The organism is Phenylobacterium conjunctum, from assembly GCF_042679085.1.
GTDB lineage: Bacteria > Pseudomonadota > Alphaproteobacteria > Caulobacterales > Caulobacteraceae > Phenylobacterium > Phenylobacterium conjunctum.
Genome location: NZ_JBHTLQ010000014.1, coordinates 53,296 through 79,562, shown reverse-complemented (window position 1 = coordinate 79,562; position 26,267 = coordinate 53,296). Strand labels below are relative to the sequence as shown.

Annotated in this window: 25 protein-coding genes and 3 tRNA genes; 21 read left to right on the top strand and 7 right to left on the bottom strand. The window is 66.6% G+C overall.

What is annotated here, in order from left to right; all coding sequences use genetic code 11:
• Positions 1-137: 137 nt before the first annotated feature.
• On the bottom strand, positions 138-2,213 hold the full coding sequence (gene parE, locus ACFQ27_RS08485) for a DNA topoisomerase IV subunit B (RefSeq protein WP_377353259.1): 2,076 nt from the start codon (positions 2,211-2,213) through the stop codon (positions 138-140).
• Positions 2,214-2,426: 213 nt separating this feature from the next.
• Here parE and ACFQ27_RS08480 point away from each other — a divergent pair, with 213 nt between their 5' ends.
• Positions 2,427-2,648 carry a hypothetical protein gene (locus ACFQ27_RS08480; RefSeq protein ID WP_377353258.1) on the top strand — a complete coding sequence of 74 codons (222 nt, stop codon included), beginning with the start codon at positions 2,427-2,429 and terminating at the stop codon, positions 2,646-2,648.
• A 154-nt stretch (positions 2,649-2,802) separates the two neighbouring features.
• Here the strand turns inward: ACFQ27_RS08480 and glnA are convergent, their stop codons facing one another.
• Together glnA and ACFQ27_RS08470 are read right to left on the bottom strand one after the other, a co-directional pair.
• Complete coding sequence (glnA, locus tag ACFQ27_RS08475) at positions 2,803-4,212, bottom strand: type I glutamate--ammonia ligase (RefSeq protein ID WP_374346779.1); 1,410 nt, start codon at positions 4,210-4,212, stop codon at positions 2,803-2,805.
• A 47-nt stretch (positions 4,213-4,259) separates the two neighbouring features.
• Positions 4,260-4,598 carry a P-II family nitrogen regulator gene (locus tag ACFQ27_RS08470; RefSeq protein WP_374346778.1) on the bottom strand — a complete coding sequence of 113 codons (339 nt, stop codon included), beginning with the start codon at positions 4,596-4,598 and terminating at the stop codon, positions 4,260-4,262.
• Positions 4,599-5,090: 492 nt separating this feature from the next.
• On the opposite strand from ACFQ27_RS08470, the gene ACFQ27_RS08465 reads away from it, so the two are divergent.
• From ACFQ27_RS08465 to ACFQ27_RS08440, 6 genes are all read left to right on the top strand, one after another.
• Positions 5,091-5,660 carry a histidine phosphatase family protein gene (locus tag ACFQ27_RS08465; protein ID WP_374346777.1) on the top strand — a complete coding sequence of 190 codons (570 nt, stop codon included), beginning with the start codon at positions 5,091-5,093 and terminating at the stop codon, positions 5,658-5,660.
• A gap of 52 nt (positions 5,661-5,712) precedes the next feature.
• Positions 5,713-7,137, top strand: a complete 1,425-nt coding sequence (locus ACFQ27_RS08460; protein WP_377353266.1) for an NAD(P)H-hydrate dehydratase — start codon at positions 5,713-5,715, stop codon at positions 7,135-7,137.
• Positions 7,138-7,184: 47 nt separating this feature from the next.
• Positions 7,185-7,269 (top strand) — tRNA-Leu (locus ACFQ27_RS08455).
• Between the two features lie 173 nt (positions 7,270-7,442).
• Positions 7,443-8,801 carry a trigger factor gene (gene tig, locus ACFQ27_RS08450; protein WP_377353265.1) on the top strand — a complete coding sequence of 453 codons (1,359 nt, stop codon included), beginning with the start codon at positions 7,443-7,445 and terminating at the stop codon, positions 8,799-8,801.
• Between the two features lie 180 nt (positions 8,802-8,981).
• On the top strand, positions 8,982-9,596 hold the full coding sequence (locus ACFQ27_RS08445) for an ATP-dependent Clp protease proteolytic subunit (RefSeq protein WP_374346776.1): 615 nt from the start codon (positions 8,982-8,984) through the stop codon (positions 9,594-9,596).
• A 6-nt stretch (positions 9,597-9,602) separates the two neighbouring features.
• Positions 9,603-10,169, top strand: coding sequence for a hypothetical protein (locus ACFQ27_RS08440; RefSeq protein ID WP_377353256.1), 567 nt, complete (start codon positions 9,603-9,605; stop codon positions 10,167-10,169).
• Here the strand turns inward: ACFQ27_RS08440 and ACFQ27_RS08435 are convergent.
• Genes ACFQ27_RS08435 through ACFQ27_RS08425 form a run of 3 tightly spaced genes read right to left on the bottom strand, consistent with a single transcriptional unit; the run spans position 10,147 to position 11,463 of the window.
• Positions 10,147-10,398 carry a hypothetical protein gene (locus ACFQ27_RS08435; protein ID WP_377353255.1) on the bottom strand — a complete coding sequence of 84 codons (252 nt, stop codon included), beginning with the start codon at positions 10,396-10,398 and terminating at the stop codon, positions 10,147-10,149. The genes ACFQ27_RS08440 and ACFQ27_RS08435 overlap by 23 nt on opposite strands.
• Positions 10,395-10,793: a nucleoside triphosphate pyrophosphohydrolase gene (locus ACFQ27_RS08430; RefSeq protein ID WP_377353254.1), complete on the bottom strand. Its 399-nt coding sequence runs from the start codon at positions 10,791-10,793 to the stop codon at positions 10,395-10,397. Before ACFQ27_RS08430 ends, ACFQ27_RS08435 begins: the two co-directional genes overlap by 4 nt.
• Position 10,794: 1 nt before the next feature.
• On the bottom strand, positions 10,795-11,463 hold the full coding sequence (locus ACFQ27_RS08425) for an HAD-IB family hydrolase (protein WP_374346772.1): 669 nt from the start codon (positions 11,461-11,463) through the stop codon (positions 10,795-10,797).
• 332 nt (positions 11,464-11,795) lie between these two features.
• On the opposite strand from ACFQ27_RS08425, the gene clpX reads away from it, so the two are divergent.
• From clpX to ACFQ27_RS08395, 6 genes are all read left to right on the top strand, one after another.
• The gene (gene clpX / locus ACFQ27_RS08420; RefSeq protein WP_374346771.1) at positions 11,796-13,058 is read left to right on the top strand and encodes an ATP-dependent Clp protease ATP-binding subunit ClpX; all 1,263 of its coding nucleotides are present in this window, start codon (positions 11,796-11,798) and stop codon (positions 13,056-13,058) included.
• 313 nt (positions 13,059-13,371) lie between these two features.
• Positions 13,372-15,771 carry an endopeptidase La gene (gene lon / locus ACFQ27_RS08415; RefSeq protein WP_374346770.1) on the top strand — a complete coding sequence of 800 codons (2,400 nt, stop codon included), beginning with the start codon at positions 13,372-13,374 and terminating at the stop codon, positions 15,769-15,771.
• A 160-nt stretch (positions 15,772-15,931) separates the two neighbouring features.
• Positions 15,932-16,204 (top strand): HU family DNA-binding protein, encoded by a 273-nt coding sequence (locus tag ACFQ27_RS08410; protein WP_374346769.1) that lies wholly within the window; start codon positions 15,932-15,934, stop codon positions 16,202-16,204.
• Between the two features lie 107 nt (positions 16,205-16,311).
• Positions 16,312-16,388: transfer RNA gene (locus tag ACFQ27_RS08405), tRNA-Val, on the top strand.
• 25 nt (positions 16,389-16,413) lie between these two features.
• Positions 16,414-17,334 (top strand): aldo/keto reductase, encoded by a 921-nt coding sequence (locus tag ACFQ27_RS08400; RefSeq protein WP_377353253.1) that lies wholly within the window; start codon positions 16,414-16,416, stop codon positions 17,332-17,334.
• Between the two features lie 83 nt (positions 17,335-17,417).
• Positions 17,418-18,677, top strand: a complete 1,260-nt coding sequence (locus ACFQ27_RS08395; protein ID WP_374346767.1) for a cytochrome P450 — start codon at positions 17,418-17,420, stop codon at positions 18,675-18,677.
• A gap of 63 nt (positions 18,678-18,740) precedes the next feature.
• Here the strand turns inward: ACFQ27_RS08395 and ACFQ27_RS08390 are convergent.
• A tRNA-Asp gene (locus tag ACFQ27_RS08390) sits at positions 18,741-18,817 on the bottom strand.
• Positions 18,818-19,051: 234 nt separating this feature from the next.
• On the opposite strand from ACFQ27_RS08390, the gene ACFQ27_RS08385 reads away from it, so the two are divergent.
• From ACFQ27_RS08385 to nuoG, 8 genes are all read left to right on the top strand, one after another.
• Entirely contained in the window at positions 19,052-19,429 is a 378-nt protein-coding gene (locus ACFQ27_RS08385; protein ID WP_374346766.1) for an NADH-quinone oxidoreductase subunit A, read from the top strand.
• The gene (locus ACFQ27_RS08380; protein ID WP_374346765.1) at positions 19,399-19,980 is read left to right on the top strand and encodes a NuoB/complex I 20 kDa subunit family protein; all 582 of its coding nucleotides are present in this window, start codon (positions 19,399-19,401) and stop codon (positions 19,978-19,980) included. Before ACFQ27_RS08385 ends, ACFQ27_RS08380 begins: the two co-directional genes overlap by 31 nt.
• Positions 19,977-20,600, top strand: a complete 624-nt coding sequence (locus tag ACFQ27_RS08375) for an NADH-quinone oxidoreductase subunit C (RefSeq protein ID WP_374346764.1) — start codon at positions 19,977-19,979, stop codon at positions 20,598-20,600. Before ACFQ27_RS08380 ends, ACFQ27_RS08375 begins: the two co-directional genes overlap by 4 nt.
• Positions 20,600-21,814, top strand: coding sequence for an NADH-quinone oxidoreductase subunit D (locus tag ACFQ27_RS08370; RefSeq protein ID WP_374346763.1), 1,215 nt, complete (start codon positions 20,600-20,602; stop codon positions 21,812-21,814). Before ACFQ27_RS08375 ends, ACFQ27_RS08370 begins: the two co-directional genes overlap by 1 nt.
• Entirely contained in the window at positions 21,811-22,146 is a 336-nt protein-coding gene (locus ACFQ27_RS08365) for a nuclear transport factor 2 family protein (RefSeq protein WP_374346762.1), read from the top strand. Before ACFQ27_RS08370 ends, ACFQ27_RS08365 begins: the two co-directional genes overlap by 4 nt.
• Positions 22,147-22,153: 7 nt before the next feature.
• Positions 22,154-22,834, top strand: coding sequence for an NADH-quinone oxidoreductase subunit NuoE (gene nuoE / locus ACFQ27_RS08360; protein WP_377353252.1), 681 nt, complete (start codon positions 22,154-22,156; stop codon positions 22,832-22,834).
• A gap of 68 nt (positions 22,835-22,902) precedes the next feature.
• A complete protein-coding gene (nuoF, locus tag ACFQ27_RS08355; RefSeq protein WP_374346760.1) occupies positions 22,903-24,219 on the top strand; it encodes an NADH-quinone oxidoreductase subunit NuoF in 1,317 nt (438 codons plus the stop codon).
• Positions 24,220-24,222: 3 nt separating this feature from the next.
• Positions 24,223-26,265 carry an NADH-quinone oxidoreductase subunit NuoG gene (gene nuoG / locus ACFQ27_RS08350; protein WP_377353251.1) on the top strand — a complete coding sequence of 681 codons (2,043 nt, stop codon included), beginning with the start codon at positions 24,223-24,225 and terminating at the stop codon, positions 26,263-26,265.
• Positions 26,266-26,267: the final 2 nt, after the last annotated feature.

Sequence of the window (26,267 nt, the reverse complement as noted above, 5' to 3'; positions counted from 1 at the left end):
CAGCGGCTAAATGAGCGGCGGTTCGCCCGATGGGGCTGGCCTGCCGCGGCGGCGCGAACGGCGATCGTCACGCGCGCCGGAAGATACGGGCTGGGGATATCAAGTCAACGCGTTAGAGAATCGCGGGCGCTCAACATTCAGATGTCGAGGTCGGCCGCCGCGAATTCAGCGTTCTCCTGGATGAAACGGAAGCGCAATTCCGGCTTGCGACCCATCAAGGTCTCGACCAGGTCCGCCACGGACTCTTCGGCCCGCGGCAAGGTCACCCGCGCCAGGGTCCGCTTGGAGGGGTCCATGGTGGTTTCCTTGAGTTGGGCCGGCATCATCTCGCCCAGGCCCTTGAACCGGCTGATCTCGGGCTTCTTGCCCTTGAACTCGGTGGCCAGAAGCTCGTCTTTGTGGGCGTCGTCGCGGGCGTAGACGCTCTTGGCGCCCTGGCTGATGCGGTAAAGCGGGGGCAGGGCGAGGTAGAGCCGCCCGGACCGGATCATGTCGGGCATGGTCCTATAGAAGAAGGTGATCAGCAGGCTGGCGATGTGGGCGCCGTCGACGTCGGCGTCCGTCATGATGATCACGCGCTCGTAGCGCAGCTCTTCTTCCTTGAACTTCGTCCCGCCCTGGACGCCCAGAGCCAACAGGAGATCGCTGAGCTCCTTGTTGCCGCCGGTCTTGTCGCTGGACGCCGAGGCGACGTTCAGGATCTTGCCGCGCAGGGGCAGGATCGCCTGGGTCTTGCGGTCGCGCGCCTGTTTGGCCGAGCCGCCGGCCGAATCACCTTCGACCAGGAAGATCTCAGCGCCGTCGATGGCCGCGCCGGAACAGTCGGCCAGCTTGCCGGGCAGACGCAGGCGACGCGTCGCCGAGGCGCGGGCGACTTCCTTGTCCTTGCGCCGCTTCAGGCGCTCTTCGGCGCGCTCAATGACGAACTGGAGCAGGGCGCTCGCGGACTTGGGCTGGGCGGTCAGCCAATGGTCAAAGGGGTCGCGAAGGGCGTTCTCGACCAGGCGCTGGGCCTCGGCGGAGGACAGGCGCTCCTTGGTCTGGCCCTGGAATTCCGGATTGGCGATGAACACGCTGACCAGGGCGCCGGCCTGGGCCACCACGTCCTCGGCGGTGATCAGGCCGCCACGCTTTTCGCCGGTCAGTTCGGCATAGGCCTTCAGGCCGCGGGTGAGGGCGGCGCGCAGGCCGGCCTCATGGGTGCCGCCTTCCGGGGTGGGCACGGTGTTACAGTAGGACTGCATGAAGCCGTCGGCCTCGCCGAAACCGGCGGGGGTCCAGGTGACGGCCCATTCGACCTTGCCGGCCTCGCCCTTGCGCTCATAGCGCCCGGCGAAGGGCTCTGGCGTGACGGTCTCGATCGACTTCACCCGTTCGGCCAGGAAGTCGGCCAAGCCGTTGGGGAAGCGGAACACGGCTTCGGCCGGGGTCTGGTCGTGGATGCGCGACGGATCGCACTTCCAACGGATCTCGACGCCGCCGAACAGATAGGCCTTGGAGCGGGCCATGCGGTACAGGCGCGCCGGCTTGAAGGCGCAGCCCTCGCCGAAGATCTGTGGGTCGGGCAGGAAGCTGATGGCCGTGCCGTGCTTCTTGCTGGGGGTCAGGCGCTCGATGGCGCCGAGGGGCAGGCCGCGGGTGAAGGCCTGGCGCCATTCAAACCCGTCCTTCCAGACGTTGACGTTGACGCGCTCCGAGAGGGCGTTGACCACCGAGACGCCGACCCCGTGCAGGCCGCCGGAGGTCTCGTAGGCCTTGCCGGAGAATTTCCCGCCCGAGTGCAGGACGGTCATGATCACTTCCAGGGCCGACTTGCCCGGATGCTTCGGGTGCGGATCGACCGGGATGCCGCGGCCGTCGTCGCGCACCGTCAGATAGCCCTCGGCGTCGAGGGTGACCTCGATCACCTTGGCGTGACCGGCCACCGCTTCGTCCATGGCGTTGTCCAGGACTTCGGCGAACAGGTGGTGCAGGGCGCGCTCGTCGGTGCCGCCGATGTACATGCCGGGTCGCTTGCGGACCGGCTCCAGACCCTCGAGCACCTCGATGGAGGCGGCGGAATAGCCGCTGGAGGACGGGGCCTGGGGCGCGTCATCGCCTTGCGCGGCTTGGGTCGGGGCTGAGCGCGGCTCCACGCTTTGCGCCAACGGCGCGGCGGGCGCCGGGTTCAAGGCGTCATCGAACAGGGAAGCTTGAGCTGTGGCCTTGGGCATGTCGCAAAACTGGGACGATTCGGGAGGCCACCGTATGGGACCAGCCGCCTCGGGCCGCAAGTGTGCTGCGATGCAGCGACAATTGGGCGCTTGCCATATCCCCGATTTGCGGCAACCTCTTGAGATCGATGAACGTTAAGCGACCGGCGGCCCCCCGAACAAACCAGGGGCAGGACATGGTTGCGGCGTCGTCACGGGAAGGAAGGTTTGGGCATGGATATCACTCGCCAGCAGGCGCACCCGCTTCGTGGTGTTCCGCGTGAACTCATCAACATTGTCGGCACGGCCCTGGCCCTGTTCGCTGTCGTCGCCGCGGGCGGCCTGATCTCGTCGGTGCTGCCGGACAATGGCTCGCCCTGGCTGTTCGCCGCGTCCTATGGCGCGCCGGCCGCGGTGGCCTTCGTCATCTACTGGTGGATCGCCCAGAAGCTCTGAGCCGCCAATACAGGTTTCGCAGAGCCCGCCCGCCGACTGGCGCGGCGGGCTCTGTCATGTCTGGAGCTAGGTCATGCCCGGGGCTGGGCGCCAGATATGAAAAGGGCCGCGGAGTGATCCGCGGCCCTTCATGTTTCTGCCTAAGCCTTCGGGCTTAGCAGGAGTAGTACATGTCGAATTCGACCGGGTGCGGGTGCAGTTGCAGCCGCATCACTTCTTCCATCTTCAGCTCGATGTAAGCGTCGATGAAGTCGTCGTCCATGACGCCGCCGGCCTTCAGGAAGGCGCGGTCCTTGTCGAGGTTTTCCAGAGCTTCACGCAGCGAGCCGCAGACTTCCGGAACCTTCTTCTGCTCGCGGGGCGGCAGGTCGTAGAGGTTCTTGTCCTGGGGCGCGCCCGGGTCGATCTGGTTGATCACGCCGTCGAGGCCGGCCATCAGCAGGGCCACGAAGGTCAGGTAGGGGTTGCCCATCGGGTCGGGGAAGCGGGCTTCGATCCGCTTGGCCTTCGGGCTGTCGACGTGCGGGATCCGGATGGAGGCCGAGCGGTTGCGGGCCGAGTAGGCCAGCTTCACCGGGGCTTCGTAGCCGGGCACCAGGCGCTTGTAGCTGTTGGTGGTCGAGTTCGAGAAGGCGTTGATGGCCTTGGCGTGCTTGATGATGCCGCCGATGTACCACAGGCAAACCTGCGACAGGCCGGCGTACTTGTCGCCCGCGAACATCGGCTTGCCGTCCTTCCAGATCGACTGGTGCACGTGCATGCCTGAGCCGTTGTCGGCGAACATCGGCTTGGCCATGAAGGTGGCGGTCTTGCCGTAAGCCGCGGCGACGTTGTGGATGACGTACTTATACAGCTGCATCCGGTCGGCCATGGTCAGCAGGTCGGCGAACTTCAGGCCGAGTTCGTGCTGGGCCGGGGCCACTTCGTGGTGGTGCTTTTCCGGCTGCATGCCGAGCTCGCCCATGACCGCCAGCATTTCGCCGCGCAGGTCCTGGCAGGAGTCGACCGGGTTCACCGGGAAGTAGCCGCCCTTCGGGCCGGGCCGGTGGCCCATGTTGCCTTCCGGATAGGCCTTGCCGGTGTTCGCCGGCAGCTCGGTGGAGTCGTAGGAGTAGCCGGTGTTGTGCGGCGAGGTGGACCAGCGCACGTCGTCGAAGATGAAGAACTCGGCTTCAGGGCCGAAGAACACGGTGTCGCCCACGCCGGCCGACTTCACGTAGTTCAGGGCGGCCTTGGCGATCGAACGCGGGTCGCGGTTGTAGGGGGTGCCGGTGTCGGGGTTCAGCACGTCGCAGAACAGGCACAGGGTGGTCTGCTGGTAGAAGGGGTCGATATAGGCCGAGTTCAGGTCCGGCCGCAGCTTCATGTCGGACTCGTTGATGGCCTTCCAGCCCGCGATCGACGAACCGTCGAACATGGTGCCGTCGTTCAGGAAGTCGTCATCGACCAGGTCGATGTCGAAGGTCACGTGCTGCATCTTCCCGCGCATGTCGGTGAAGCGCACGTCGACGTACTTGACGTCCTTTTCCTTGATTTCGTTCAGAATGTCCTTGGCGGTAGCCATAGAAGTATCCCCTTCAGGTAGAACCTAATCTCGAATGCTCGACGGCCTTAGACGGCGGCCGCTCCCGTCTCGCCCGTGCGAATACGCAGCACGTCGAGGATCTCAGACACGAAGATCTTGCCGTCACCGATGCGCCCGGTGCGCGCCGCGCCGACAATCGCTTCAAGGGCGGGGTCCAACTGGTCGTCGGCCACCACCACTTCGATTTTGATCTTGGGCAGGAAGTCGACCACGTACTCGGCGCCACGATAGAGCTCGGTGTGGCCCTTCTGGCGGCCATAGCCCTTGGCCTCGATGACGGTCATGCCCTGGACGCCCAGATCCTGCAGGGCCTCCTTCACCTCGTCGAGCTTGAAGGGCTTAATGATGGCTTCGATCTTCTTCATGGCCCGACTTGGTTACTGGCGGAGGTCGCCCCGCGTGTGAGGGCTACGAGCACGCTCCCGCTCCCCGGGACAAGAGGGAGTCCGCGGCCAGCCGAGCGCCGGTGACCGGGAATCTGCGTTTGTCTAAAACATGTGCAGTCGGCGCCCAAGATGTGATCATGCAGGAAAACGCGCTCCAGGCCCGTTTCGGGTCGGCCATATGCCGCGCCACGGGTGTCACAGCGTGGTGTTACGTGCCCGCTGCGCCCGGAAATGCCGCTCATCCCGCTCAATCCTGTGAATCGGTCTCAATCGCGCCGCCGCGGCGGGAGACCGCGGCTGCTGAAGATTGCGGCGGAGATGGACGCCGCGACATTGACCTCTGTCATGCAACCGCCGAGGCCTGTCGGCATTATGGCCAAGCCTGTGCGCAAAGACCTGCGCGGGGGTGGACCTGACGGGCGCGGCGGGGAATTGTCGCGGCCTCTTCATGAGCCCGCACGAGAAGTAATGATGTCGCGCCTCTATCTGATCCGCCATGGCAAGCCCGCCGCCGTTTGGGGCGAGGCTGACGATGATCCGGGCCTCGACGCCCAGGGCCAGGCCCAGGCCGAGGCGGCCCGGGATTTCCTTCTGTCCTTGCCGGAAGCCGAGAGGCCGACCCGCGTGGTCAGCTCGCCCCTGCGCCGTTGCCGTGAGACCGCCATGCCCACCGCCGCCGCCCTGGGCGTCGAGATCGAGATCGACGCCTCGGTCGGCGAGATCCCGACCCCGGCGAACCTGTCCCAGGAGGCGCGTCCCGCGTGGCTGCGGGAGGTGTTCCAGGGGCGCTGGGCCGATGTGCAGGGCGACCTGGACTATGAAGCCTGGCGTCGCCAGGTCGCGGCGTCCCTGACCGCGCGGGCCGGGACCGCGGTGTTCAGCCACTACGTCGCCATCAATGCTGTCATGTCAGTGCTGCAGGACGATCCCAGGGTGCTGGTGTTCCGACCGGATCACGCCTCGGTCAGCGTCCTGGAGACGGACGGGCAGGGGCTGAGCCTGGTCCAGGCCGGTCGCGAAGCCCAGACGGGCGTCCTCTAAGTTTCGATCCGGAGTCTGCGTGGCCCCTCGTCCGATCTTCACTGTCGCTGAAATGTCCGCCGCCGACCGCGCCGCCATCGCGGCCGGGACGCCCGGGACGGAGCTGATGCGCCGCGCGGGCCTCGCTGTCGCGGACGCGATCTGCGAGCGGTTTTCCCCCCGGCCGACCGCCGTGCTGTGCGGTCCGGGCAACAACGGCGGCGACGGCTATGTCTGCGCCCAGGTGTTGGCCGAGCGGGGCTGGTCGGTATGGGTGGAGCGCTCGGATCCGCCGGTGACCGAAGATGCGAAGGACGCCGCCGGCCGCTGGGCCGGGGAGACCTTCGGGCTTGGCCTGTCGGAGCGCGCGGCGGACCTGGTGGTGGACGCTCTGTTCGGGGCGGGTCTCAGCCGGCCTCTGGAGGGCGAGGCCGCCCGACTGGCGCGCAGTTCGGAGGCGCGTCCGCTCCAGGTCGTGGCCATCGATGTCCCCAGCGGCCTGGCCGGGGACACAGGAAAGCCCCTGGGTGACGCGGCCTTCTGGGCCGGCCTGACCGTCACCTTCCACGCCAAGAAGCCGGCCCATGTGCTGGAACCGGGCCAGAGCCGTTGCGGCGAGGTGGTGGTGGCCGATATCGGCCTCACGGCTCCCGGCGGCGGGCTGGTGGAGAATGCGCCCGACGCCTGGCTGTCGGCGTTTCCCTGGCCGTCCGCTCAGTCGCACAAGCATGCCCGCGGCCGCATGGTGGTGGTCAGCGGGGACGCCTGGAACACCGGCGCGGCGCGGCTTTCCGCCCGCGCGGGGCTACGTCTGGGCGCGGGACTGGTCACCATCCTGTCGCCGCCGGATGCGCTGCGGGTCAACGCCGCTCACCTTGAAGCGGTGATGCTCAGGCCCTTCGAGACCGAGGCGGAGCTGGAACAGCTGGCGGCGGAGGTCGACGCCGCGGTCATCGGGCCCGCCGCGGGGGTCACCGAGAGCACCCTCTTGAATGTGCTGGCCCTGGCCCGCACTGGCGCGGCCCTGGTGATCGACGCCGACGCCATCACCATCTTCAAGGACGATCCCGAGGAGCTGTTCTCGGTGCTCGATGTGGACGATGTGCTGACCCCGCACCCCGGCGAGTTCGAGCGGCTGTTCCCTGGGCTGTTGAAGGCCTCGCCCGAACGGATCACCGCCGCGCGGCGTGCGGCCGCCAAGGCGGACGCCATCGTCCTCTTGAAGGGGCCGGACACCGTGGTCGCCGCGCCGGACGGTCGCGCCGCCGTCGCCTCCAACGGTTCGCCCTGGCTCGCCACCGCCGGCTCGGGCGATGTGCTGGCGGGCTTCATCGCCTCGCTGATCGCCCAGGGCATGGACAGTTTCGACGCCGCCTGCGCCGCCACCTGGATTCACTCCGAGGCCGCCGACCTGCACGGCCCAGGCCTGATCGCAGAGGACCTGCCGGGCCTGGCCCCGGCGATCCTGCGCCGACTGTACGACGCCGCCCGGGGCTGAAGCGCCTCTTGACGCGAGCGCTGGTTCAGCCGATGCGGGGCGCAAGTGCGGGCGTGGCGGAACTGGTAGACGCACTGGATTTAGGTTCCAGCGCCGCGAGGCGTGGAGGTTCGAGTCCTCTCGCCCGCACCAACCAGCCGCTCAAGGGCGCTGGTCTTTGCGGCTTGGGGCTTGGCCCGGCGCGGGGTGCATGACATAAGAGCGCCCGCTCGCCGCCAGACCCCTGGCGGCGCTCACCTTTTTCAGCCGAAGGCGGACGTCGAGACGGCGCGTAGCCGCCGGGTCCGGGAAATCCAAGAATGTCGATGCAGATCGTTGAAAAGTCTGGCGAAGGCCTGAGCCGCGTCTATGGCGTGACTGTCCCGCTCGCGGACCTGACCGAACGTCTGGAGGCGCGGATCGCCGAGATCACGCCGACTCTCAGCATCAAGGGCTTCCGTCCTGGCAAGGTGCCGCCGGCCCACGTCAAGCGCATGTTCGGCAAGTCGCTGATGAGCGAAGTGGTCGAGCAGGCCATCAACGAGACCACCCAGAAGGTCTTCGAAGACAACAATATCCGCCCGGCCGGCGATCCGGATCTGAAGCCGGAAGGCGACATCCAGGCGGTGGTGGACGGCAAGGCCGACCTGTCGTTCGAACTGGCCGTCGAGATCATGCCGGAATTCGAACCGGCCGATATGAGCAAGGTCTCCCTGACCCGTCCGGTCTACGAGCCCTCCGACGCCGAAGTCGACGAGGCCGTCGCCGAACTGGCCAAGCAGAACCGCACCTACGAGCCCCGTAAGGGCAAGTCGACCAAGGCCAAGGACGGCGACATGGTCGTCATCGACTTCGTCGGCCGCGTGGACGGTGAAGCCTTCGAAGGCGGCTCGGCCACCGACACCGAGCTGGTGCTGGGGTCCGGCCAGTTCATCCCTGGCTTTGAAGAGCAGCTGGTCGGCGCCAAGCCGGGCGACGAAGTGCTGGTGAAGGTCAGCTTCCCCGAGCAGTACCAGGCCGCTCACCTGGCCGGTAAGGCCGCCGAGTTCACCACGACCGTCAAGGAAGTGAAGGCTCCGGTCGATTCCGAAGCCAATGACGAGCTGGCCCAACGCCTGGGCTTGGAAGGCCTGGACAAGCTGAAGGAGCTGCTCAAGGCCAACCTGGAAAGCCAGTACGCCGGCGCCTCGCGCTTCAAGCTGAAGCGCGCCCTGCTGGACGTCCTGGACGAAAAGCACGACTTCCCGCTGCCGCCCAAGATGGTCGAGGCCGAGTTCGGCCAGATCTGGGCCCAGGTCCAGCAGGACAAGGAAGCCGGCAGCCTGCCGCCGGAAGACGCCGAGAAGTCGGACGAAACCCTGCAGACCGAATACCGCAAGATCGCCGAGCGCCGCGTGCGCCTGGGCCTGGTGCTGGCCGAGATCGGCCGCGTGAACCAGGTGCAGGTGACCGACCAGGAGCTGGCCGAGGCCATGCGCGCCGAAGCCATGCGCTATGGCCCGCAAGCCCAGCAGATCTTCGACTTCTTCCGCCAGAACGCCCAGGCCCAGGCCCAGCTGCGCGCGCCGATCTTCGAGGACAAGGTCGTCGACCTGATCCTCGGCCAGGCCCAGGTCTCCGACGAGAAGGTCTCCAAGGAAGACCTGATGAAGGAAGACGACATGCCGGCCGGCTACGGCGCCTAAGGCTGACCGGGGCCGCTTCGGCGGCGCCCTGGAGATAAGTGATCCCTCCCCGGCGACGGGGAGGGATTTTCTTTAGGACTATAGGTCACCTTGCAACCCGCCCCTCCGCACGCGATATCGGGAGGGACAGTCGCGACTCCGTTCTCGGGTCGCCCAAATTCGATGAAGGGCTTCCTTTCCATGCGTGACCCGCAAATCACCGCGCTGAACCTCGTGCCCATGGTTGTGGAGCAGACCAGCCGCGGCGAGCGCGCCTTCGACATCTTCTCGCGCCTGCTCAAGGAGCGGGTGATCTTCCTGAACGGTCCCGTCGAGGACGGCATGTCGGCGCTGATCTGCGCCCAGCTGCTGTACCTGGAAGCGGAGAACCCGAAGAAGGAGATCCAGATGTACATCAACTCGCCTGGCGGGGTGGTGACCTCTGGTCTCGCGATCTACGACACCATGCAGTACGTGAAGTGCCCGGTCGTGACCCTGTGCATGGGCATGGCCGCCTCGATGGGCTCCTTCCTGCTGATGGCCGGCGAGCCCGGCCAGCGGATCTCCCTGCCGAATGCGCGCATCATGGTGCACCAGCCCTCGGGCGGTTACTCGGGCAAGGCCTCGGACATCGAGCGTCACGCCGAGGACATCATCAAGACCAAGCGCCGTCTGAACGAGATCTACGCCCGTCACACCGGCCGCACCTATGAAGAGGTCGAGGAAAAGCTCGACCAGGACACCTTCATGACCCCGGAAGAAGCCAAGGCCTGGGGCCTGGTCGACCAGGTCATCGAGAAGCGCGCCGACGACTGATCATAGATGGGGCCGCACATCCTGGTGGTGGGCGGAACCGGCATGCTGTCGGATATGGTGGAGGCGCTCGCCCGGGAGGGTGGGCGCCTTTCGCTTTTGTCACGCCAGGCGTCGCAAGCCGGGCGGCCGGGCGTGACTGGCTATGACGCCGACTACATGGATGATGAGGCCTTCGCCGCCGCCCTGGACCGGGCCGTCGCCGCCTCCGGTCCTGTCGATCTGGCCGTGGCCTGGTTCCGGACCTTGAAGATCGCCGCGCCCAGGCGGCTCGCTGAGGCTGTGGGCGCGCCGGGGCGACCCGGGCGGCTGATCCAGGTGCTGGGCAGCGCTGTGGGCGATCCGGATCACCCCGACCGCTTGGCGCGCGCCGCCGCTGTGGCTGAAGGGCTGGAAACCTGCCGGCTGCGTCAGGTGGTCCTGGGCTTCCGGCTGACAGGGCAGGGCGCGCGATGGAACACCCAGGCCGAGATTTCGGCCGGCGTCCTGGCGGCGATCCGCGATGACCTCGCCTGGTCGGTGGTCGGGACCTTGGAGCCCTGGAGCGCCAGGCCTAGCTCAGCCGGCGCAGGGTAGCGGCGAACAGGGCTTCCTGCCCCTCAGAGCTGGTGACCTCGTAGCGGGTGAAGTCGCTGTCCTCGCGCAGGTCGGCGAACAGGCCGGCCGGATCCTCGTGAAAATGCAGGAAGGCCTTGGACTTCAGATAGAAGATCCCCCGGCTCTTTTCCTTGAGGCCGGGCAGGGTCCGCAGCCGCGCCAATAGAGGCTCCAGGGCGTCGAGGGCGGCGGGACCGGCGTGCTTCATGGCTGGCGAGGATACTGATCGGGGCGGGCCAGATAGTAGTCGGCGGCGGGCAAACCTTCATCGGCCTCGACCGCGGCGTTGTAGATGCGCTGGTCGAAGCCGCCGCGCTCGGCGCGCTTGGCGATGCGTCGGGTCTCAATATCTTCGCGGGTCAGGCCGTGCAGGTTCGCCAGGGCCTGGATCACCTCGCTCAGGTCGGCCAACTCCCAGGCCAGGTCCTCGCGGTCCTTGGAGGCGGCGACCTCGGCGGCTTCCTCGGCCAGCTTGGCGCGCAGGGCGGCGTCGAAGTCCGCATCCGACAGCTGGCGTTCGAACACGGAGAGGCCCTGGTCGCGCATGATCTGCGGCAGGTGGTCGCGGATCAGCTTCTCGACCCTGAACCGTAGGCGGGCCACGTCAGGGCCGCGACTTGAAGACGCGGTAGCCGCGGTGGTCGGCGATCCTCAGCATCTCGCGGTCGCCGCTGGTGTCGCCATAGGCCGCCTTCAGCATCAGGTCGTCGCCGAACATGGCCTTGAGCCGCCGGACCTTTTCCGGCCCACGGCAATTCGGCGTGGCGAAGCCGCCGGTGGCGCGGTCGTTCAGATCAAAGGCCAGTTCCGTGGCGATCAGGACGTCGGCGCCTAGGCCGCGCGCGAAGGGGGCGACCACGACATCGGGGGAGGCGGTGACAATCACCAGCTTTGCCCGGCGCGTGCGCCAGCGCTTCCAGGCCTGCAGGGCGTCGCCGCGCAGCAGGGTGGGGGCCAGTTCCTCGGCGAAGGTCTTGGCCTGGGCCTCGAGTTCTGCGCGGGTCGCGCCAGACAGGAACTCACGGGACGCCGCCGCCTTGATTCGCCCACGGTTGCGGTGAAACAGATAGGCGATCGCGGCCGGAGCCAGCCGCACCATGCCCAGGGCGTAGCGCGCGCGCCCGGCCCGCCATTTCAGGAACTCGGTGAAGCTGTCACGCACGGTGATGGTGCCGTCGAAGTCGAAGGCGACGATGCCGGCGTCCTCGATCTGGTCATCGAGGAACTCGGACGGCCGGCCCGCATGGCCCTTCAGCTTCTTCTCGCGTCTCATCTCGCCCCTTAGCGCGCGTATCGTCGCAGGCCCGTCAACCAGACTCGCCCCAGGCGCGTCGGCGCGATCCGCGGCGGCGTCCCCCGATAGAATGCGCCCTTGTCCCGTTTCGGGTCACACCCATCTAGGGATTCGGACATACCCGTCATCAGGCGGCCCGGTGCCAAATGCCGCTGAACCGCGCCAAAGGCTTGTGAACCCGGCCCGGATCAGGGAATGTCAAGGATTAGACAACCCACGGCGCGTATCCTGCATTGATGGCGTCAGGCAACGCCTCCTGGAGAGACGGTTCGACCCCCCGGTCGCGCCCGTCGGAAGAGTGAGACACGATCATGACCAAGGCCGCGAGCGGAGATTCCAAGAGCACCCTGTATTGCTCTTTCTGCGGCAAGAGCCAGCACGAGGTTCGCAAGCTGATTGCGGGCCCAACCGTGTTCATCTGTGATGAATGCGTGGAGCTGTGCATGGATATCATTCGCGAGGAGCACAAGATCTCCTTCGTGAAATCCAAGGACGGCGTGCCCACTCCGAAGGAAATTCGGGAGGTCCTGGACGATTACGTGATCGGGCAAGATCACGCCAAGAAGGTCCTCTCGGTCGCGGTCCACAATCACTACAAGCGCCTGAACCACGCGACGAAGAATAACGACGTCGAGCTGGGCAAGGCGAACATCCTGCTGATCGGCCCGACCGGCACCGGCAAGACCTTGCTGGCCCAGACCCTGGCGCGAATCATCGACGTGCCGTTCACCGTCGCCGACGCCACGACCCTGACCGAAGCCGGTTATGTCGGCGAAGACGTCGAAAACATCATCCTGAAGCTGCTGCAAGCCGCCGACTACAATGTCGAACGCGCCCAGCGCGGCATCGTCTACATCGACGAAGTCGACAAGATCAGCCGCAAGTCCGACAACCCGTCCATCACCCGCGACGTGTCGGGCGAAGGCGTGCAGCAGGCCCTGCTGAAGATCATGGAAGGCACTGTCGCCTCCGTGCCGCCGCAGGGCGGGCGCAAGCATCCCCAGCAGGAATTCCTGCAGGTCGACACCACCAACATCCTGTTCATCTGCGGCGGCGCCTTCGCTGGCCTGGAGAAGATCATCTCCGCCCGCGGTCAGGGCACCTCGATCGGCTTCGGCGCCAAGGTCTCGGACCCGGACGAGCGCCGCACCGGCGAAGTGTTCCGCCAGGTGGAGCCCGACGACCTGCAGCGCTTCGGCCTGATCCCGGAATTCATCGGCCGTCTGCCGGTGATCGCCACCCTGGACGACCTGGACGTCGCGGCCCTGGTGAAGATCCTCACCGAGCCGAAGAACGCCTTCGTGAAGCAGTACCAGCGTCTGTTCGACATGGAGAATGTCGGCCTGACCTTCACCGACGACGCCCTGCGCGCCGTGGCCAGCAAGGCCATCCAGCGTAAGACCGGCGCCCGCGGCCTGCGCTCGATCCTGGAAGGCATCCTGCTCGACACCATGTACGAGCTGCCGACCTATGACGGCGTCGAAGAAGTGGTGGTCAACGCCGAGGTGGTCGAGGGCCGCGCTCAGCCGCTGATCATCTACGCCGAGCGTCGCGACAAGGGCGGCGCGGCCTGAAGCTGAGGCCTGACGAGATGTGGCCCCGCGGAGCGATCCGCGGGGTCTTTTCGTCTCTGGACCTGCGGCCTCTCGACCTGCGGCGTCTGGGCGCTGCGGCGCCGGGGCAGGGCGCTCGTCGCGCGAGCCGGGGGTAGGGTGTCGGGCGACCCAACTTGAATAGGCGCGCAAAGCGTCCACATAAAAGACCTTGAGACACCGCCCCCGTGGCGGACGGGCCGTCCGACTCAGACGCATCGTCTGGCGTGACCGCGGTCCGGATTTAGGTCGCGCTTCGCTTGATGAGGGGGCCCGGCCAGGAGTTGATGACGACATGACCGAAGCTTTGATCCTGCCGATCCTGCCCCTGCGGGACATCGTGGTGTTCCCGCACCAGCCGGTGCCGCTGTTCGTGGGCCGCGAGAAGTCGGTGCGCGCGCTCGAAGAGGCGATGAAGACCCCCGGCAAGCAGATCCTGCTGGCCACCCAGAAGGACAAGGACGACGACGACCCGGCGCCGGACGCCATCTATGAGGTCGGCGTCGTGGCCACAGTCCTGCAACTGCTGAAGCTGCCCGACGGCACCGTGAAGGTGCTGGTCGAAGGCAAGGCGCGCGCCGGTATCGCGCGCTTCACCGACCAGGAAGAGTTCTACGAGGCCGAGATGGCCTTCGTGACCGAGGACGGCGCCGGCTCGGCCGAGGCCGAAGCCCTGTCGCGGGCCGTGGTCGAGCAGTTCGAAAACTATGTGAAGTTGAACAAGAAGGTGCCGCCGGAGGCCCTGGCCTCCATGCCCCAGGTCGAAAGCCCTGGCGAGCTGGCCGACCGCATCGCCAGCCACCTGTCGGTGAAGATCGGCGACAAGCAGGCGCTGCTGGAAATCTTCAACGTCGTGAAGCGCCTGGAGAAGGTCTACGCCCTGATGGAGGGCGAGATCTCGGTGATGCAGACCGAGAAGAAGATCCGGAACCGCGTGAAGCGTCAGATGGAGAAGACGCAGCGCGAGTACTATCTGAACGAGCAGATGAAGGCGATCCAGCGCGAGCTTGGCGAGCAGGACGATCAGCGCGACGAACTGCTCGAGCTCGAGAAGCGGATCAAGAAGACCAAGCTGTCCAAGGAAGCCCGCACCAAGGCCGAGTCCGAGCTGAAGAAGCTGCGGAACATGAGCCCGATGTCGGCGGAATCCACCGTCGTGCGGAACTATCTCGACTGGCTGCTGTCGATCCCGTGGGGCAAGGCCAAGACCAAGGCCATCGACCTGGACAAGGCCGAGAAGGTGCTCGACGCCGACCACTACGGCCTGGAGAAGGTCAAGGAGCGGATCCTGGAATACCTGGCCGTCCAGGCCCGGACCGGTTCGCTGAAAGGACCGATCCTGTGCCTCGTCGGCCCTCCGGGCGTCGGCAAGACCTCGCTGGGCAAGTCCATCGCTGAAGCCACGGGCCGCGAGTTCGTGCGCGTCTCGCTGGGCGGCGTGCGCGACGAGGCTGAGATCCGTGGCCACCGCCGGACCTATATCGGCTCCATGCCGGGCAAGATCATCCAGTCGATGAAGAAGGCAAAGTCGACCAACGCCTTCTTCCTGCTGGACGAGATCGACAAGATGGGCAGCGACTATCGCGGCGACCCGTCCTCGGCCCTGCTGGAAGTGCTGGATCCGGCGCAGAACTCGACGTTCGGCGACCACTATCTTGAGGTCGACTACGACCTGTCGCCGGTGATGTTCGTCACCACGGCCAACAGCCTGAACATGCCCCAGCCCCTGCTGGACCGCATGGAGATCATCCGCATCCCCGGCTACACCGAGGATGAAAAGGTCGAGATCGCCAAGCGGCACGTGCTGCCCAAGCTGACCAAGGACCACGGCCTGAACGCCGAGGAGTTCGTGGTGCCGGAGAGCACCATCCGCGACCTGATCCGCTACTACACCCGCGAAGCCGGCGTGCGGTCGCTGGAGCGGGAACTGGGCAACCTGGCGCGCAAGACGGTCCGCGATCTCGGCCGCGAGAAGGTCAAGTCGATCACTGTCGATGAGGCCCGTCTGGCCAAGTACTCGGGCGTCAAGAAGTACCGCTACGGCGAGACTGACGCGGAAGACCAGGTCGGGATCATCACCGGCCTGGCCTACACCGAGTTCGGCGGCGACATCCTGACCATCGAGGCGGTCAAGATGCCGGGCAAGGGCCGCATGTCCATCACGGGCAACCTGAAGGACGTGATGAAAGAATCCATCTCGGCGGCGAACAGCTTCGTGCGCAGCCGGGCGACACGCTTCGGCATCGAGCCGCCGCTGTTCGACAAGACCGATGTCCATATCCACGTGCCGGACGGCGCCACGCCCAAGGACGGCCCGTCCGCCGGCGCGGCCATGGCCACGGCCATCGTCTCCGTGCTGACCGGCATCCCGATCCGCAAGGACATCGCCATGACCGGCGAGGTCACCCTGCGGGGCCGCGTGACCGCCATCGGCGGCCTGAAGGAGAAGCTGCTGGCGGCGCTGCGCTCGGGGGTGAAGACCGTCCTGATCCCGCAGGAGAACGTCAAGGACCTGGAGGACATCCCGGACAGCGTGAAGACCGGGCTGGAGATCATCGCGGTTTCGACCATGGATGAGGTGCTGACTCGCGCGCTCACCCAACCGCTCACGCCGATCGAATGGACCCCGCCGGAGACCCCTGCGGTGGCCGTCGCCGGGGATGAGGGCGACGTTGAGAGTGTGATTACCCACTAAAGGGCGCGAATTCGGCATTTTTCTTGGCGGCGCAGGGGATTCCTGCGCCGCCTTCGTTTGACGCCTGACGCTAGGTCGCCATAATCGCCGCCACGCGAAGCAGCCTCGCGAAAAACCGCGAGCGGTTCGCGGAGACATAACGGGCTGGGAGAGACAACAAATGACCAAGGCCGAACTCGTCACGGCGATCGCCGACAAGGCGGGCCTCAACAAGGCGCAGGCGAAAGACGCTCTCGAGGCGTTCATCGATTCCGTCACGGCGTCGCTGAAGGCGGGGGACGAAGTCCGTCTCGTCGGCTTCGGCAGCTTCGTTCCGGTGAAGCGCGCCGCGGGCACCGCTCGTAATCCGCGCACCGGCGAAACTGTCAGCCGTCCTGCGTCCAACACCGCGCGCTTCCGCGTGGGTGAAGGCCTGAAGAGCGCCCTGAACTAAGGTCGCTCGACGCAAAGTCGATACATGAGGAAAGGGCGGTCGCCGGGCTGGCGGCCGCCCTTTTCGTTGCCGGGCGCCCCGGCTATGTAGGGCGCCCTTCGGATTGCGGGCGGCTAGCTCAGCTGGTCAGAGCACCTGGTTTACACCCAGGGGGTCGGGGGTTCGAACCCCTCGCCGCCCACCATCCCCCTCTCTGGCGACCCCAGGCCATGCGCTATCGTGCCCTCGGCCGTACCGGCCTGACCGTCTCCGAGATCGGCTTCGGCTGCGCCAGCTGGTGGGGCCAGAAGGCCTTCCCGGAGCGCGAGGCTATCGCCCTGGTCGAGGCGGCGGTGGAGGGGGGCGTGACCTTCTTCGACACCGGCGCGGCCTATTCGGGGGGAAACGCCGAGCCGCGCCTGGGGCGGGCGCTGAAGGGCGTTGACGCCTCCCGCCTGGTGATCGCCACCAAGGCCGGCACGCGCTTCGAGGCCGGCCGCATTCGGCGCGACATGCGCCCCGCCGCCATCCGTGCGAGCCTGTCGCGCAGCCTGGAGCGGTTGGACGTGTCCCAGGTGGGGCTGCTGCAGCTGCACGGACCAGCGGCCGCCGAACTCGACGCCGAAATGCTGGACACCCTGGCGGACCTGAAGGCCCAGGGGCTGGCCCGCGCCGTGGGGGTGAACAGCTTCGATCCCGCGGTCATCGACCACGCCATCCGCCTGGCCGAGATCGACGTGGTGATGGTCGACTACAATGTGCTGCGCCCTGAACGCGGCCCGCTCATCGCTCGCGCGGCGGCGGCGGGGAAGGGGGTCCTGGCCGGCATGCCGCTGGCCATGGGCCACACCGGCGGCCAGGTGCTGAAACTGCGCCGCCCTCGGGATGTCTGGTACGCCCTGCGAGCCCTGAAGAATCATCGCCGGGAGGTGCTCGACGGCGCGCGCTTCGGTTTCCTGCACGGCCGAACCGACATCAGCGGCGCCCAGGCGGCGCTGGCCTGGGTGCTGTCGAACCCGGACGTCGCCTGCGCGGTGACGGGTACGACGCGGATGGGGCACCTGACGCAGAACCTCGCCGCCTCGGGGCGCGACCTGCCCGGAGACCTGGCCGACGCCATCGCCCGGGCCCAGGCGGCCAATCCAAACTAAGTTCGGAGGCATTGCCCCGGCCCGGGAACCGGCGTTTCATCCTCTCAATGACAGGGCGGCATGCCCGGACAAGGGAGGAAGCAATGGCGGACGGAGCCATGAAGCTCGCCGACGAGGCGCGCGCCCGCGCCTGGAGCCTGCCCATCGAGGATCTGAACCCCGGGGATCCGGAGCTGTTCCGGACCGATTCTCACTGGCCCTATTTCGAGCGGCTGAGGAAGGAGGCCCCGGTCCACTGGTGCCGGGACAGTGAGTTCGGACCCTATTGGTCGATCACCCGCTACAACGACATCATGGCGGTGGACACCAACCACCAGGTCTTCTCGTCCGAGGCGGCCCTCGGCGGCATCACCATCCGCGACGCCCGGCCCGACCTGCGCCGGCCCAGCTTCATCGCCATGGATCCGCCCAAGCACGACGTGCAGCGCAAGACCGTCAGCCCCATCGTCTCGCCGCATAACCTGAAGGTGATGGAGCCGATCATCCGCGAGCGGGCCGGGCGCATCCTGGACAGCCTGCCGATCGGCGAGGAATTCAACTGGGTGGACCGGGTGTCCATCGAGCTGACCACCCAGATGCTGGCGACCCTGTTCGACTTCCCCTTCGAGGAGCGCCGCCGCCTGACCCGCTGGTCGGACGTGGCCACCACCATGCCGATGCCCGGCGCCATTGTGGAGACCGAGGAGCAACGTCAGGCCGAGCTGATGGACTGCCTGGCCTGGTTCACCAAGCTGTGGAACGAGCGGGTCAATGAGCCGCCGCGCAGCGACCTGATCTCCATGCTGGCCCATGGCGAGGCCACGCGGAACATGACCCCGGACGAGTTCCTGGGGAACATCATCCTGCTGATCGTTGGCGGCAACGACACCACCCGCAACTCGCTCACCGGCGGCCTCTTGGCCCTGAACCAGAACCCGGCCGAGTACGACAAGCTGCGGGCCAACCCGGACTTGGTCGAGTCCATGGTGCCGGAGATCATCCGCTGGCAGACCCCGCTGGCGCACATGCGCCGCACAGCCGTCGAAGACATCGAATTCGGCGGCCAGACCATCAAGAAGGGCGACAAGGTGGTCATGTGGTACGTCTCGGGCAATCGCGACGAGAGCGTGATCGACCAGCCCGACCGCTTCATCATCGACCGCGAGCGACCCCGCCAGCACATGTCCTTCGGCTTCGGCATCCACCGCTGCGTGGGCAACCGCCTGGCCGAACTGCAGCTGAAGATCGTGTGGGAGGAGATCCTGAAGCGCTGGTCGAAGATCGAGGTGCTGGGTGAACCGACCCGCGTGCGCTCGTCCTTCGTGAAGGGCTACGAGACCCTGCCGGTCCGCATCGTCGGCTGATTGGCCGCGCGCAAAAGAAAAGCGCCCCGGAAGGGGCGCTTTTTCCTGTGCCATTTCAGAGAGTGGCGCGAATGACGGGGCTCGAACCCGCGACCTCCGGCGTGACAGGCCGGCGCTCTAACCAACTGAGCTACATCCGCATCTCTGCGTCGCGTCGCCGCGAGGGGCGTCTGATAGGGCGGGCTCGGAATCGTGTCAACGCCCGAGTTGCGACTTTTTCAGAAGACGTCCTTTTCCTGGGGATAGCTGGCCCATGACCCCAAGACGGGGTGCGTTTCAGGCCTGGATGAAATTTCCGGCGCGACCCTGTGACACGCCTGTTTGAACCTGCGGTCATGGTGGTCTAGAAGGGCCGCGACTCCTTCGAGGATTCCATGAACGCCTTTCTCCTGCAGTACCTCCCGATCGTGATCTTCCTGGGGATCTCGAGCGTCCTCGGCCTGGTTTTCCTCCTGGCCTCGACCCTCTTGGCGCCCAACGCGCCGGACCCGGAAAAGCTCTCCAGCTACGAATGCGGGTTCAACGCCTTCGACGATGCGCGGATGAAGTTCGACGTCCGGTTCTATCTGGTCTCGATCCTGTTCATCATCTTCGACCTGGAAGTCGCCTTCCTGTTCCCGTGGGCGGTCTCGCTCATGAAGCTGCCGCCGGAAGTGGCGCAGTTTTCGTTCTGGTCGATGATGACCTTCCTGGGCGTCCTGACCGTCGGCTTCATCTATGAATGGAAGAAGGGCGCGCTCGAATGGGAGTGATCGTTCCCGCCGGCTCCGCCGGTCGCTCGACCGTCGAGGGGTATGACCCCAAGCTGCACGACCCGTTCTTTGACGGCGTCTCGCAACAGCTCGCCGACAAGGGCTTCATCACCGCCGCCGCGGACGACCTGATCACCTGGGCCCGCACCGGCTCGCTGATGTGGATGACCTTCGGCCTGGCGTGCTGCGCCGTCGAGATGATGCAGGCCTCGATGCCGCGCTACGACCTGGAGCGTTACGGCTTCGCGCCGCGCGCCAGCCCGCGCCAGTCGGACGTGATGATCGTCGCCGGCACCCTGTGCAACAAGATGGCTCCGGCCCTGCGCAAGGTCTACGACCAGATGCCGGAGCCCCGCTACGTCATCTCCATGGGTTCCTGCGCCAACGGCGGCGGCTACTACTACTTCTCCTATTCTGTCGTGCGCGGCTGCGACCGGATCGTTCCGGTCGACATCTATGTGCCCGGCTGCCCGCCCACCGCCGAGGCCCTGGTCTACGGCGTGCTGCAGCTGCAGAAGAAGATCCGTCGCACGGGGACGATCGAGCGATGAGCTGGCCGCATTCCAATGACGCCCTGGCCGCGCTCGGCCAGCAGGCCGTGGCGGACAGCGCCGGCGCCATCGCCGGCGCTTCGGTCGCGTTCGGCGAACTGACCCTGACAGGCCCGGCGAACCGGGCGCTGCAGGCCCTGACCCTGTTGCGCGACAAGTTCGGCTTCCAGGAGCTGATCGACCTGTCGGGCGTGGACTATCCGGAGCGCCCGTTGCGCTTCGACGTGGTCTATCACCTGCTGTCGATGACCAAGAACATGCGGGTCCGCTTCAAGGTCCAGACCGACGAGGACACCCCGGTGCCGAGCGCCGTTGACGTGTTCCCGGTGGCCAACTGGTACGAGCGCGAGACCTTCGACATGTACGGCGTGTTCTTCGAAGGGCACCCGGATCTGCGCCGCATCCTGACCGACTACGGCTTCCACGGGCACCCGCTGCGCAAGGACTTCCCGATGTCGGGCTATGTCGAGCTACGCTACGACGACGAGCTCAAGCGCGTGGTCTATGAGCCGGTGAAGTCCGTGGAGTTCCGTAACTGGGACTTCCTGTCGCCCTGGGAAGGCGCCGACTACGTGCTGCCCGGCGACGAGAAGGCCGATCAAGCCGGAGGGCCGAAGTAATGGCTGACGACGCCTCTCAAGCCCCGGTCCTGCCCGAGACCCCGGTCCGCAAGTTCAACATCAACTTTGGTCCGCAGCACCCGGCGGCGCACGGCGTGCTGCGCCTGGTGCTGGAGCTGGACGGCGAGGTCGTGGAGCGGGTCGACCCGCACATCGGCCTGCTGCACCGCGGCACCGAAAAGCTGATGGAGTACCGCACCTACTTGCAGAACGTGCCCTATCTCGACCGCCTCGACTACGTGGCGCCGATGAACCAGGAACACGCCTTCTGCATGGCCATCGAGAAGCTGTTGGGCGTGGAGGTGCCGATCCGCGGCAGCCTGATCCGTGTCATCTACAGCGAGATCGGCCGGGTGCTGAACCACCTGCTGAACGTCACGACCCAGGCCATGGACGTCGGCGCTCTGACCCCGCCTCTGTGGGGCTTTGAAGAGCGCGAAAAGCTGATGGTGTTCTATGAGCGTGCGTCTGGCGCGCGCCTGCACGCCAACTTCTTCCGTCCCGGCGGCGTCCACCAGGACCTGCCCGAGGCCCTGATCAACGACATCGAGGCCTGGGCGAAGAACTTCGCCAAGCCGCTGAACGACATCGACAAGCTGATCACCGGCAACCGCATCTTCAAGCAGCGCAACGTCGACATCGGCGTCGTGACCAAGGAAGAGGCGCTGGCCTGGGGCTTCTCCGGCGTGATGGTGCGCGGCTCGGGCATCGCCTGGGACCTGCGCCGTTCGCAGCCCTACGAGTGCTATGACGACTTCGAGTTCGACATTCCGCTCGGCGTGAACGGCGACTGCTACGACCGCTATCTCTGCCGGATGCAGGAAATGCGGGAGTCGGTGAAGATCATTCTCCAGGCTATCGACCGCCTGAAGAAGACCTCCGGCCCGGTGCTGTCCGACGACCACAAGCTGTCCCCGCCGCGGCGTGGCGACATGAAGCGGTCGATGGAAGCCCTGATCCATCACTTCAAGCTCTACACCGAGGGCTTTTCCACGCCGGAAGGCGAGGTCTACGCCGCGGTCGAGGCGCCGAAGGGCGAATTCGGGGTGTTCCTGGTCTCCAACGGGACCAACAAGCCCTATCGCGTGAAGCTGCGTGCGCCGGGCTTCGCCCACCTGTCGGCGATGGACTGGATGAACCGCGGCCACATGCTGGCCGACGTCTCCGCCATCCTCGGCTCCCTCGATATCGTGTTTGGTGAGGTGGACCGGTGAGCGACAACGCCAAGATCGTCCAGGGTCAGCTTGAGGCCTACAACGCCCAGGACCTGGACGCCTTCTGCTCGTTCTATGCGGACGACGCGGTGCTGGCCGGTTATGGCGGCGAGATCACCAATCAGGGCATCGCCTCGATCCGTGAGCGGCACGCCAAGCTGTTCGCCGACTTCCCGCAGAACACCGCCACGGTCGTGAACCGCATCGTGGTCGGCTCCAACGTGATCGATCACGAGAAGGTCTCGCGCGCCCCGGGCGGCGAGAGCTTTGAAGTGGCGCCGATCTACACCCTCGCGAACGGCAAGATCGTTCGCGTCGACTTCGTGAAGTGAGGGCTCGATGAGCGTCCGTCGCCTCTCCCCGAACCAGCCCGAAAGCTTCGCCTTCTCGGCCGAGAGCGCCAAGCTCGCTGACTGGTGGGTGTCCAAGTTCCCCGCCGGGCGCCAGCAGTCCGCGGTCCTGCCCCTGCTGTGGCTGGTCCAGAAGCAGGAAGGCTGGGTCAGCGAGCCGGCGATCCGGCTGGTGGCCGAGAAGCTCGGCATGCCGGTGATCCGCGTCTACGAAGTCGCGACCTTCTATACGATGTTCATGCTGGAGCCGGTCGGCTCCAAGGCCCTGGTCCAGGTCTGCGGCACCACGCCCTGCATGCTGCGCGGCGCGGGCGACCTGATCTCGGTCTGCCAGCGCAAGTTCGGCGACCGGGACCACCTGTCCAAGGACGGCCAGTTCTACTGGCAGGAAGTCGAGTGCCTGGGCGCCTGCTCCAACGCGCCGATGGCCGCCATCAACGACTACTACTACGAGGACCTGACGGCCGAGAGCTTCGAGGCGATCCTCGATGACTTCGCCGCCGGCAAAACGCCCGCGCCTGGCTCGGCCATCGGCCGCACCAATTCGGCGCCGGAAGGCGGTCCCAAGGTCCTGCAGGACCCCAAGCTCTACGACGGCTCCGCCGCCAAGCTGAAGAAGCTCCCCAACGCCGCGCCCAAGGGCAAGGCCGCCAAGGAGCCCACCGCGTGATGGCCCAAGCCGCGCATTCGATGTCGATCGCCGGGTTCGCCCGCGCGAACAGGGGAGAGTAGGGGATCGTGGTCGGAATCCTGGAAGACAAGGACCGCATCTTCACCAACGTCTACGGGCTCCACGACTGGGGCCTGGAGGGCGCGAAGGCGCGTGGGGCGTGGACGCTCACCCGCGAGATGCTGCAGCAGACCCCGGAATGGATCTGCGACCAGGTCAAGAATTCGGGCCTGCGCGGCCGTGGCGGCGCTGGCTTCTCCACCGGGCTGAAGTGGACCTTCATGCCCAAGCAGGAGAGCGAGCGGCCGCACTATCTGGTGGTCAACGCCGATGAGTCCGAGCCGGGCACCTGCAAGGACCGCGAGATCCTGCGCCATGATCCGCACCTGCTGATCGAAGGCTGCCTGATCGCCAGCTACGCGATCCGGGCGCACACCTGCTACGTCTATATCCGCGGCGAGTACGTCTTCGAGCGCGAGCGCCTGGAAGCGGCCATCAAGCAGGCCTATGCGGCCAAGCTGGTCGGCAAGGACAATGTCCACGGCTGGGACTTCGACATCCACGTCACCCACGGCGGCGGCGCCTATATCTGCGGCGACGAAACCGCCCTGATGGAGAGCCTGGAAGGCAAGAAGGGCCAGCCGCGCCTGAAGCCGCCGTTCCCGGCCGGCGCGGGTATCTATGGCTGCCCGACCACCATCAACAATGTGGAGTCCATCTCCACCGTCGGCACCATCCTGCGCCGGGGCGCCGAGTGGTTCGCGGGCTTTGGCCGGCCGAACAACACCGGCACCAAGCTGATGGCCATCTCCGGCCACGTCATGAAGCCCTGCGTGATCGAAGAAGCCATGTCGATCCCGCTGAAGCAGCTGCTGGAAGACCACTGCGGCGGCGTGCGCGGCGGCTGGGGCAACCTGAAGGCCGTGATCCCCGGCGGGTCGTCTGTGCGGATGATCCCGGCCCACGAGGCCGAGACGGCGCTCATGGACTTCGACAGCCTGTCGGCCCTGAAGTCCGGCCTGGGCACCGCGGCGGTGATCGTGATGGACCAGTCCACCGACATCGTGAAGGCGATCGCGCGGCTGTCCTACTTCTACAAGCACGAGAGCTGCGGCCAGTGCACGCCGTGCCGTGAAGGCACCGGCTGGATGTGGCGGGTGATGGAACGCATGGCCACCGGTGAGGCGGAAATGAAGGAGATCGACATGCTCCTCGACGTCGCCAGCCAGGTCGAAGGTCACACCATCTGCGGCCTGGGTGACGCGGCCGCCTGGCCGATCCAGGGCCTGTTCCGCCACTTCCGTCATGAAGTGGAGGAGCGGATTACAAACTATCGCGCCGGCAAGCCCTTCGTTCAGGGCGCCAGCCTGCAGGCGGCGGAGTAAGAGATGCCCAAAGCCAAGGTCAACGGCGTCGAGGTCGAGTTCGAACCCGGCATGACGGTGCTCCAGGTGGCCGAACTGGCCGGCGAGGAGATCCCGCGGTTCTGCTACCACGAGCGCCTGTCCATCGCCGGCAACTGCCGCATGTGCCTGGTCGAGGTGAAGCCTGGCCCGCCGAAGCCCCAGGCTTCGTGCGCCCTGCCGGCCGCCGACAACCAGGAGATCTTCACCAACACGCCGATGGTGAAGAAGGCCCGCGAAGGGGTGATGGAGTTCCTGCTCATCAACCACCCGCTGGATTGCCCGATCTGCGACCAGGGCGGTGAGTGCGATCTGCAGGACCAGGCCATGGGCTATGGCCGCGACGACAGCCGCTATCAGCTGAACAAGCGCGCCGTTGAAGAGAAGGCCATGGGCCCGCTCATCAAGACGGTGATGACCCGCTGCATCCAGTGCACCCGCTGCGTCCGCTTCATCACCGAAGTGGCCGGCGTACCGGAAATCGGTCTCATCTCTCGCGGCGAAGACGTTGAAATCACGACCTATCTCGGCAAGGCGGTCGCCTCCGAGCTGTCGGCCAATGTGATCGACCTGTGCCCGGTGGGCGCGCTCACCTCGCGCCCCTACGCCTTCAACGCCCGTCCCTGGGAGCTGAAGAAGACCGAGAGCGTGGACGTCATGGACGCCCTGGGCAGCGCGATCCGCGTCGACTCCCGCGGGCCCGCCGTGCTGCGCGTGCTTCCGCGCCTCAATGACGACGTCAACGAGGAGTGGATCAGCGACAAGACCCGCTACGCCGTGGACGGCCTGGGCCGGCAGCGCCTGGATCGCCCCTATGTGCGTGAGAACGGCAAGCTGCGTCCCGCCACCTGGGCCGAGGCCCTGGACGCGGTCGCCGCCAAGCTGACCTCGACCCCTGCGGACCGGATCGGCGTGATCGCCGGCGACCTGCAGGACGCGGAATCGATGAAGGCCGCCAAGGACCTGTTCGGGGCCCTGGGCGTCGCCAGCCTCGACTGCCGCCAGGACGGCATGAAGCTGGGCGAGGGCGCGCGCGAAAGCTGGCTGCTCAACTCCACCATCGCCGGCATCGAGAACGCCGACGTCATCCTGCTGGTCGGGACCAACCCGCGCCTCGAAGCCCCGGTGTTCAACGCCCGGCTGCGCAAGCGCTGGATGGCCGGCGCGCTGAAGGTCGGCGTCATCGGCGAACAGGCCGAACTGACCTATGGCTACGAGTACCTGGGCGCTGGCCCGGACAGCCTGAAGGCCCTGTCGAAGTCCAAGGGCGACTTCCTGAAGGCCCTGAAGGACGCCAAGGCCCCGGCGATCATCGTCGGCGCGGGCGCCCTGTCCCGGGCTGACGGCGCGGCGGTGGCCAAGGCCGCTGCGGCGGTCGCCAAGACCTACAAGATGACCTGGAACGTCCTGCACACCGCGGCGAGCCGTGTGGGTGGCCTGGACCTGGGCTTCATCCCGGGCGAAGGCGGCAAGACCGCGCTCGAGATGGTCAAGCCGGGCGGCGTCGACGTCCTGTTCGTCATGGGCGCGGACGAGATCAATCTCACCGCCTCCGACGCCTTCAAGATCTATATGGGCACCCACGGCGACGCCGGCGCGCACGGCGCCGACGTGATCCTGCCGGCGGCCGCCTATACCGAGAAGGACGGCCTCTATGTGAACACCGAGGGCCGGGTCCAGATGGGCCAGCGCGCGGTGTTCCCGAAGGGCGAGGCCCGTGAGGACTGGGCCATCCTGCGCGCCCTGTCGGCGCGCCTGGGCAAGACTCTGCCTTACGACACCCTGGCGCAGCTGCGCGCCAAGCTGTTCGAGGATCATCCGACCTTCGGCCAGATCGACTACGCGCCTGCGGGCGGCGGGGCCGGCCTGGACCTGGGCGCGATCGGCGGGGAAGGGGAGCTGGACAGCTCGGCCTTCGAAAGCCCGGTCAAGACCTTCCACCTGACCAACCCCATCGCGCGCGCCAGCGTCACGATGGCCGAATGCGCCGCCCAGGCTTCTGGCGCGGCCAAGATCGCGGCGGAGTAGAC

Coding starts and splice junctions, on each gene's coding strand:
- ACFQ27_RS08425 (WP_374346772.1), bottom strand. CDS start 11,463: ATGAGACGCGAGAAGAAGCTGAAGGGCCATGCGGGCCGGCCGTCCGAG.
- glnA (WP_374346779.1), bottom strand. CDS start 4,212: ATGGCTACCGCCAAGGACATTCTGAACGAAATCAAGGAAAAGGACGTC.
- ACFQ27_RS08470 (WP_374346778.1), bottom strand. CDS start 4,598: ATGAAGAAGATCGAAGCCATCATTAAGCCCTTCAAGCTCGACGAGGTG.
- parE (WP_377353259.1), bottom strand. CDS start 2,213: ATGCCCAAGGCCACAGCTCAAGCTTCCCTGTTCGATGACGCCTTGAAC.
- ACFQ27_RS08375 (WP_374346764.1), top strand. CDS start 19,977: ATGAGCTGGCCGCATTCCAATGACGCCCTGGCCGCGCTCGGCCAGCAG.
- ACFQ27_RS08480 (WP_377353258.1), top strand. CDS start 2,427: ATGGATATCACTCGCCAGCAGGCGCACCCGCTTCGTGGTGTTCCGCGT.
- ACFQ27_RS08380 (WP_374346765.1), top strand. CDS start 19,399: ATGGAAGAAGGGCGCGCTCGAATGGGAGTGATCGTTCCCGCCGGCTCC.
- ACFQ27_RS08410 (WP_374346769.1), top strand. CDS start 15,932: ATGACCAAGGCCGAACTCGTCACGGCGATCGCCGACAAGGCGGGCCTC.
- ACFQ27_RS08465 (WP_374346777.1), top strand. CDS start 5,091: ATGTCGCGCCTCTATCTGATCCGCCATGGCAAGCCCGCCGCCGTTTGG.
- ACFQ27_RS08460 (WP_377353266.1), top strand. CDS start 5,713: ATGTCCGCCGCCGACCGCGCCGCCATCGCGGCCGGGACGCCCGGGACG.
- nuoG (WP_377353251.1), top strand. CDS start 24,223: ATGCCCAAAGCCAAGGTCAACGGCGTCGAGGTCGAGTTCGAACCCGGC.
- ACFQ27_RS08395 (WP_374346767.1), top strand. CDS start 17,418: ATGGCGGACGGAGCCATGAAGCTCGCCGACGAGGCGCGCGCCCGCGCC.
- clpX (WP_374346771.1), top strand. CDS start 11,796: ATGACCAAGGCCGCGAGCGGAGATTCCAAGAGCACCCTGTATTGCTCT.
- ACFQ27_RS08440 (WP_377353256.1), top strand. CDS start 9,603: ATGGGGCCGCACATCCTGGTGGTGGGCGGAACCGGCATGCTGTCGGAT.
- ACFQ27_RS08435 (WP_377353255.1), bottom strand. CDS start 10,398: ATGAAGCACGCCGGTCCCGCCGCCCTCGACGCCCTGGAGCCTCTATTG.
- nuoE (WP_377353252.1), top strand. CDS start 22,154: ATGAGCGTCCGTCGCCTCTCCCCGAACCAGCCCGAAAGCTTCGCCTTC.
- ACFQ27_RS08445 (WP_374346776.1), top strand. CDS start 8,982: ATGCGTGACCCGCAAATCACCGCGCTGAACCTCGTGCCCATGGTTGTG.
- ACFQ27_RS08385 (WP_374346766.1), top strand. CDS start 19,052: ATGAACGCCTTTCTCCTGCAGTACCTCCCGATCGTGATCTTCCTGGGG.
- tig (WP_377353265.1), top strand. CDS start 7,443: ATGCAGATCGTTGAAAAGTCTGGCGAAGGCCTGAGCCGCGTCTATGGC.
- ACFQ27_RS08400 (WP_377353253.1), top strand. CDS start 16,414: ATGCGCTATCGTGCCCTCGGCCGTACCGGCCTGACCGTCTCCGAGATC.
- ACFQ27_RS08370 (WP_374346763.1), top strand. CDS start 20,600: ATGGCTGACGACGCCTCTCAAGCCCCGGTCCTGCCCGAGACCCCGGTC.
- lon (WP_374346770.1), top strand. CDS start 13,372: ATGACCGAAGCTTTGATCCTGCCGATCCTGCCCCTGCGGGACATCGTG.